Raw genomic sequence first — 7,263 nt, 5'->3', positions numbered from 1 at the left:
TCCCCAATTCCCTACCAACTAGAGTGGTCAGGCGATGCCGAGGATAAACAATACATTGCCGACACCATAGTAATAACTGACTCCTAGCTTCAGAACTACCAGAATTTCTAAAATATTGAACATCTCCAGATTGGTACTGGTCTTTAATAAATGACTCCAGAAACTATTGTGACGGTCGGCATGGTTACTACTATTTTTTCTGTGATAGGTTGTAGCTGGATTGTTTTTCGGTATATCGGTCGGATTGAAAATCAAATTAGAAAAAATGCTGTTGATATTAATAATTTAGGCAATTCAGTTCGACGTAAGAATAAAAATCTTCTCCGACACATGAATAGTCACTGCACTTATATTGGAGACATAGAGAGCTTTTTAGAAGAATATTTATAGCGGTTTTCACAAAGGTAGACTTGCATTGCTTCTGTCTTCTGCCCTCTGCCTTCTGCCTTTAAGCCAAAATCTCTGTATTCTATGTTAATGAAAACTGCTATAAACTATCGACCTCACACCAAAATTTATGTTGCCGATGAAGATTGATAAAACTTTCAGAAAATTGCAATGTCCAGCGTGCGGAAGCACTAATATCAGAAAAGGACATCACGAATACTGGTGTCAAGATTGTGGTCATCACTGCCTACGGACAAAAACAGTGGGGATTCGCTTTGACAGATTAATTATAGATATTATGATTTTGACTTTTGATTTTCAAATTTTGACTTTTTGAACAATAGTTGAGCTAAAGTAATATTCTGTTAAGTGGGATAAATTAAGGGCTTAGGGAGAAATTGTGTTAGATATTAGACAAATTCGAGAAAATCTGCAAACTGTACAAGAATTACTCAACCGTCGTGGAGACTACGACTTACAGCCAATTCTAGAATTGGATGAGCAACAGCGAGAACTGGAAACAGAGCGATCGCAACTCCAAGCTCGCAGTAATCAGATCGGTAAACAGGTAGGAGAAAAAATTAAATCAGGCAGTGACCCCAAGGGTGCCGAAGTTCAAGCTTTCAAAGATGAGGGAAATCAAATCAAAACCCAACTCAGCGAACTAGAGCCACGGGAAAAAGAGATAAAGGCCAAAATAGAAGCCTTGCTCTTACCTCTTCCTAATTTGCCTAGTGAGTCTACACCTTTAGGAAAAAGTGAAGCAGAAAACATCGAAGTCAAACGTTGGGGCGATGAATATATTCCCCAAAATCAAAAAATTATTCCCCACTATGAAATTGGGGAAAAACTAGGTATTCTCGACTTTGAACGAGGGGTAAAAATTGCTCAAAGTCGCTTTGTGGCATTAATGGGAGCAGGAGCAGCATTAGAACGTGCCATAATTCAATTTATGCTCAACCGCCATACTCAAGTTGGCTATGTTGAAGTTATGGCCCCATTATTGGTAAATAGTCAGTCTTTGACAGCTACAGGTCAACTGCCAAAATTTGCTGAGGATAGTTTTAAGTGTGAAGCAGACGATCTATGGTTAATACCTACTTCGGAAGTTTCAACCATGAACTTGTATCGGGATGAAATTTTGACTGCGGAACAACTACCTATTTATCATTGTGCTTATACTCCTTGTTTTCGTCGAGAAGCTGGTGCTTATGGCAAAGATACAAGGGGGTTAATCCGACTCCATCAATTTAATAAGGTCGAAATGGTAAAAATTGTGCATCCTGATCGCTCTGAAGAAGAACATCAAAAATTGGTGGCAGATGCAGAAGCTATTTTACAAGCACTAAAATTACCTTATCGAATTATAGAATTGTGTACTGGAGACTTAGGTTTTTCTGCGGCTAAGTGTTATGACTTGGAGGTGTGGTTACCATCATCAGGAACATATCGAGAAATTTCTAGTTGTTCTAATGTGAAAGATTTTCAGGCACGTCGGGCAAATATTCGGTTTAAGGAAGGAAAGAAAAAAGGCACTCAGTATGTTCACGCTCTGAATGGGTCTGGTTTAGCAGTGGGACGAACTATGGCGGCTATTTTGGAAAATTATCAGCAGGTTGATGGTAGTGTGAAAATACCGGAAGTCTTGCAAGCTTTTATGGGACGTGAATTTTTATAATTGCGATCGGGTAGGGTGTGATTATACACTCCCTACTTTTAATACACTCACGAATTTTGTTGTTCAGGCGATCGTCAAGAGAAATCTAGTTTAGATCGCCAATACAGATAGATCCTTAAGGCTTAACACTATATAGTGTTTTTGCCTAAGTCCTGATTCTTCACTACCAAGGGTTATAGCCATTTTTAGGGCATTGACGTAATTTCCTTCTGCAGACAGACTCTCAGGCATTTTTTGATAGGACATTTTTCTTTTTCCTACAACCCAAATTTATTGTCCTAACAACAAGACGTAGTGTTATAGAAATATCAATTGGGACAAACTTTGATTCATCTAGCTTTCAACCCAGGATTATCTATCCATTTTAGATGTTATATTATCAGGACTTACGCAACTGCACCAATCATAGTGGTTATATCAGCAATAATGACTAAATTATACACTATATGTAGCGGTACTGCGCAAGTCCTGATTATATGAAATACAAAAAATTGTGCAAATATACTAATCTCCCTATCTCCCCATCTACCTATCTGCCCATCTCCCCATCAATCTTTGCTAGCAAACATTAACGTATTTCATATTAGTCGGAAAATGCCTTATGGTGTACTATGTCATCTGAATGTTAGTTGTATTTAATCCAAAGTTACTAGAAATATAGTTCTAGAATCAGAGATAAAGAAAACAAATATAAAAAATATAAATTGTTAATATAAGGCCAAAAAACTACTATGAGACTTGATGAAGCAGTAGAATTTGCAGAAAACCCTGAACCCCGCTGTCCTTGTGTCCTACTATTGGATACCTCAGCATCAATGACAGGCAACGCTATTCAAGCTTTGAATGAGGGGTTAGAAACTTTTAGAAATAATTTAATTACCGATGACTTAGCTAAAAAACGAGTAGAGGTGGCAATTATTTCTTTTGACAACCAAATAAAAATTGTGCAAGAGTTTATCACTGCAGACCAATTTGAAAACCCGGTATTAACAGCCCAAGGACAAACTTACATGGGTACAGCTATTAACAAAGCGCTGGATATGATTGCAGCTCGGAAGTTAGAATATCGGAATAATGGCATAACTTACTATCGACCTTGGATTTTTTTGATTACTGATGGCGAACCTCAAGGTGAATCAGAAAAAGTTGTTAAGGAAGCAACAGAGCGCATTAGAGAAGAAGAAGATAACAAGCACGTTGCCTTTTTTGCAGTGGGTGTAGAAGGGGCAAATATGGATAAGCTTGGAGAAATTGCGCTCAGAACACCGCTAAAACTGAGAGGACTTGACTTTCGGGAAATGTTTATTTGGTTATCTGCCAGTATGCAGCAGGTTTCCCACTCTAAAGTTGACGAACAAGTGGCCCTGCCTCCTCCTGGATGGGGAACAGTTTAAAGAAGTACCTCAGCGGTCAGCTTTCAGCTTTCAGCTTTCAGCAGTCAGCAGATTTTTTTTGAGACACCCCCGTTTGCGGATAATTCCGGAACCGAAAGGAGATTTCGACTCCTCCTCAACCATCTGGATGATAAGAACCCGGGGATTTTTACCGAAAAATTGTGGTTTAAAGTCTCCCCTTTTAAGAGGATAAAAAAAAGAGCATATTCCTGATGTCAAGCCTCGTTATTGCAGAGGTACTGATAACTGATAACTGATAACTGATAACTGAAATAACTCAGAGCGATAAAAGCTGATAGCTCGTTAATTATAGAAGAAGGTGTTATAGCAATTAGTACCTAAAGCAGAACACCTAATATCTTGCACAAATGAAATAAGGAAAGTTACCAAAAGTTAGGTTATGTCAACAGAAGAACAAGGTCATTGGCGAGTGGTATCGGTGTCAGTGGCAGGTACGAGTCACAAAAAACGTGGACAACCATGTCAGGATGCAAATCATTGGGAGATTTTACCGGAAGGTATTTTAGTTGCAGCAGTTGCTGATGGCGCTGGTTCATCTAATTTTGGGGAGGTAGGGGCGAAAATAGCTGTCAGTGCTGCAGTAGAAACTATTTCTCAACAACATTTTTTGTCTAAAGATAATAATGTTGATTGGCAGTATCAATTAATTGATGCTTTGAGAGCCGCGAGAACAGCAGTTTTGGCTGAGTCTCAAGTGAGGAAGGTTGAAGCACGGGAGTTTGCTGCAACTTTGATTTTGGTGGTGGCGACATCAGAGTTTGCTATTGCTGCTCAGGTTGGAGATGGTGCGGCGGTAGTGGGAGATGGTGAAGAAAATATCTTTCCGCTGACTGCTCCTCAAAGTGGAGAATATATTAATGAGACAACTTTTTTGATTTCAGAGCAAGGTGTGGAAGCTGCTCAAATCAAGATTTGGCAAGGAAAGCCTTTTCATTTAGCAATTTTTTCCGATGGGTTACAAATGCTGGCTTTGAAGATGCCAAGAGGGTTGCCTCATTGTCCGTTTTTTGCACCATTGTTTAAGTTTATGACTGTGGTGACAGATGAACAAGAGGCGACTAAACAATTGGAAGAATTTTTGCGATCGCCTAAAGTTACAGGTAGAACTGATGACGATTTAACTTTGTTATTAGCGCAGTTTAACAAGGAACAGGAATAAATAATTGATAATTTATGGACTAGACAGTGCAAAGTTCTGGGAATAACTATTGCTAGTCAAGGGTTTCACTGACTCAAGGTTAAAAATTATCCATTCACAGAGCGTAGGTGCTGTAAGCCTTTCCCAGTAAAACTTTCAGTCTTGAGAGCAAACCGTTTTTTACAGAACTTTGTATTCTCCAGTTTATGGATAATAATTGATTTTATTTTGGATTTGTGGAGATGTCTACTTAGATCAAATCTGCCAGCTATGGTTCCCGAGAAATTGGAGTGATATAATTCTCTGTATTGTCATATCGTCCATAGGGACTAAAGGCTGTTAGCTCCTAAAATTATCGCATCTTATTCCTTAAGAGTGAATAATACTAATGCTACCAAATTTGATGTTACCGAATAATTAAGGTTTAAAGCCTCTGATTTAAAGAATAAATAAAGAAAAAAATCATCTTCCCCAATCCTATCCTGCAAAACGGATAGATAATAATTAATAATTAATTTTTGAATGTAATTCAAAACTTAAATTTATCACCCAAATAATACTGACGTACTAAAGGATTATTATAAAGTTCTTCTGCTGTTCCAGATGCCAATATTTGTCCATCGCGCATAATATAGGCTCGATCAGTAATTTCTAGAGTTTCTCTAACATTATGGTCGGTAATAAGGATGCCCATTTTTCGTTCTCTTAATTTGGCAACAATCTTTTGAATTTCAGAAACGGCAATTGGGTCTACTCCTGCAAATGGTTCATCTAAAAACAAAAATCTTAGTCCATCTTTGCTAGAGGCCAAGGCTCTTGCTAGTTCTGTTCGCCTCCGTTCTCCACCGGAAACTTGGGAACCTAAAGTAGAAGCAACTTTTTCTAAGCGAAACTCATACAATAGAGAATCTAAGAACTTTTTCCACTGGCGACGAGGAATTTTTGTTTGTTCCAAGACCAGGAGAATATTATCTCTAACACTGAGGTTGCGAAAAATACTTGGTTCCTGGGCTAGATAGCCAATACCCAGTTTTGCTCTCTTGTGAATTGGTAGAGTTGTGATATCTAACTCATTTAAAAAGACAGTGCCAAGGGAGGGTTTTTCTATACCTGTAGCGATATAGAATGTAGTGGTTTTACCTGCGCCATTAGGACCGAGTAGGCCAACAATTTCTCCTTGGGCAATGAATAGATTAACTCGGCTAACTATGGCACGTTTACCATAGTTTTTATGAATATTCTCAAGAACAATTTTCATATTTGGGTTAGAAGCCAGCTCTCAAAGATTAACTAAGGAATAAGAATTAAATAAAGTCCAGATTTTTTTAAAGCACTCACACAATAGGGAGCTTAAGCAATTCAACTTATGTAGATAATAAAATCCTCATTCCTAAGCTTTAGAAACAACAAATATCTTACCAATTCCAGGCTGCTTCAATATACACAAAATATTATTATTGTCAATCATATTATTACCTGTGCAAAATTCATTTAATACTTGGAGGTACGGAAAACCTTAACAGGAAAAAGAAAATATACCTGAGTATTTTGTAGATATATAGCAGTCGCCATTACTGTATTTGACTTATGAAATAGCTACAAACTTGGGAATAAAACTTCTTACTTTTTCCTTCTGCTATACAAACAATTTTGTTTGGTAGTTTGCTGTGTAAAGATTTCTAGAGTTTTCGGGAACAGAGAACAGATACAAAAAATCAGGCACACCACATTAATTTGTAATATGCGATAATTTTTAATTATATATAATATAGTTATGGGCTTATTGGACTTTTAAAGGCGGGTTTTGGATTGAATGGAGCAGTAACATTGCTTCCCCCATCTGCATCTTCACCTGTAGGCACTAAATATACAGATTCTACTTGCCCTTGAGACTGAGGTAGAACAATAAAGCGTCCTTCATCTATGAGATAGGTAACTGTTTCTCCACGAATTGTATTGCCTTCCTGTAGGATAAATACATCTCCACTGAGGACAATTCGACGTTCTCTACTAAAGTATTGAGCTTGAGCTGCTGTGGCTTGAATTTGGCGAGCTGGATAGTTAATTTGGACATTACCACGAGCTGTAACAACTCCTGTTCGAGAGTCTGCTTCTTGAATGTCGGAGCGAACAGTCATAGTGCGCCCTGAGGAGTTTTGATTATTTGGGGGTGGGTTAGGATTAATTTGGGCAGATGTAGGATATGTTACAGCATTTACAGCCAAAGGTATGATTAGGGCAAGTCCTTTTAAGATCAGTAATTTTGATATTTTTTTGTTTAGTATCATTTTTAATTTGGTGAAAGTTGTCAAGGATTCTATTGTCTTGACTCTTGGGTAAAAGTTAGGTACTTGTATTATTTTACAGGAAACTGAAGGGACTTATCTATATTTTGAAGATATTGTGGCATTAAAGGCAATCTTTTTCAACTCAAAAATTTGTTTCAACCTGTAGCAAAATTCACGGGCTACATTCCATTGTTCTCTTGGTATACTTTTCATTCTAATCATAAATTCTACTTCAGTTTGAGAAACACTATTGACACCTAAAACACTGGCAGAATCTAAAACTTTATCTCCCCACTCTGCATCATTTTTTAACTCATTAGCAACTTGTTTAACTAATTGTACTGCTTGGCTTAAATA

General features: G+C 37.7%; 7 protein-coding genes. 4 read left to right on the top strand and 3 right to left on the bottom strand.

Annotated elements, in window-relative coordinates; all coding sequences use genetic code 11:
- Nucleotides 1–150 precede the first annotated feature (150 nt).
- The 4 genes from F6K13_RS11075 to F6K13_RS11060 all read left to right on the top strand — a co-directional run bounded on the left by F6K13_RS11075 (nt 151) and on the right by F6K13_RS11060 (nt 4,639).
- Complete coding sequence (locus tag F6K13_RS11075) at nt 151–390, top strand: hypothetical protein (RefSeq protein WP_124145175.1); 240 nt, start codon at nt 151–153, stop codon at nt 388–390.
- Nucleotides 391–787: 397 nt separating this feature from the next.
- On the top strand, nt 788–2,065 hold the full coding sequence (gene serS / locus F6K13_RS11070; RefSeq protein WP_124145174.1) for a serine--tRNA ligase: 1,278 nt from the start codon (nt 788–790) through the stop codon (nt 2,063–2,065).
- A 731-nt stretch (nt 2,066–2,796) separates the two neighbouring features.
- On the top strand, nt 2,797–3,459 hold the full coding sequence (locus F6K13_RS11065) for a VWA domain-containing protein (protein ID WP_124145173.1): 663 nt from the start codon (nt 2,797–2,799) through the stop codon (nt 3,457–3,459).
- Between the two features lie 400 nt (nt 3,460–3,859).
- Nucleotides 3,860–4,639, top strand: a complete 780-nt coding sequence (locus F6K13_RS11060) for a PP2C family serine/threonine-protein phosphatase (protein WP_124145172.1) — start codon at nt 3,860–3,862, stop codon at nt 4,637–4,639.
- A gap of 508 nt (nt 4,640–5,147) precedes the next feature.
- On the opposite strand, the gene lptB is transcribed toward F6K13_RS11060, so the two are convergent.
- The 3 genes from lptB to F6K13_RS11045 form a co-directional block, all read right to left on the bottom strand.
- A complete protein-coding gene (lptB, locus tag F6K13_RS11055) occupies nt 5,148–5,876 on the bottom strand; it encodes an LPS export ABC transporter ATP-binding protein (RefSeq protein WP_124145171.1) in 729 nt (242 codons plus the stop codon).
- Nucleotides 5,877–6,390: 514 nt separating this feature from the next.
- A complete protein-coding gene (locus F6K13_RS11050) occupies nt 6,391–6,906 on the bottom strand; it encodes an LptA/OstA family protein (RefSeq protein ID WP_124145170.1) in 516 nt (171 codons plus the stop codon).
- 93 nt (nt 6,907–6,999) lie between these two features.
- The coding region (locus tag F6K13_RS11045) for a hypothetical protein (protein WP_353735653.1) at nt 7,000–7,263 on the bottom strand (264 nt) is incomplete at its 5' end.

Origin of the sequence: Okeania sp. SIO2B9 (assembly GCF_010672505.1) — a bacterium.
Lineage (GTDB): Bacteria > Cyanobacteriota > Cyanobacteriia > Cyanobacteriales > Microcoleaceae > Okeania > Okeania hirsuta.
Note: the sequence above shows the minus strand (reverse complement) of the source record. Positions and strands in the feature narration are given on the sequence as shown.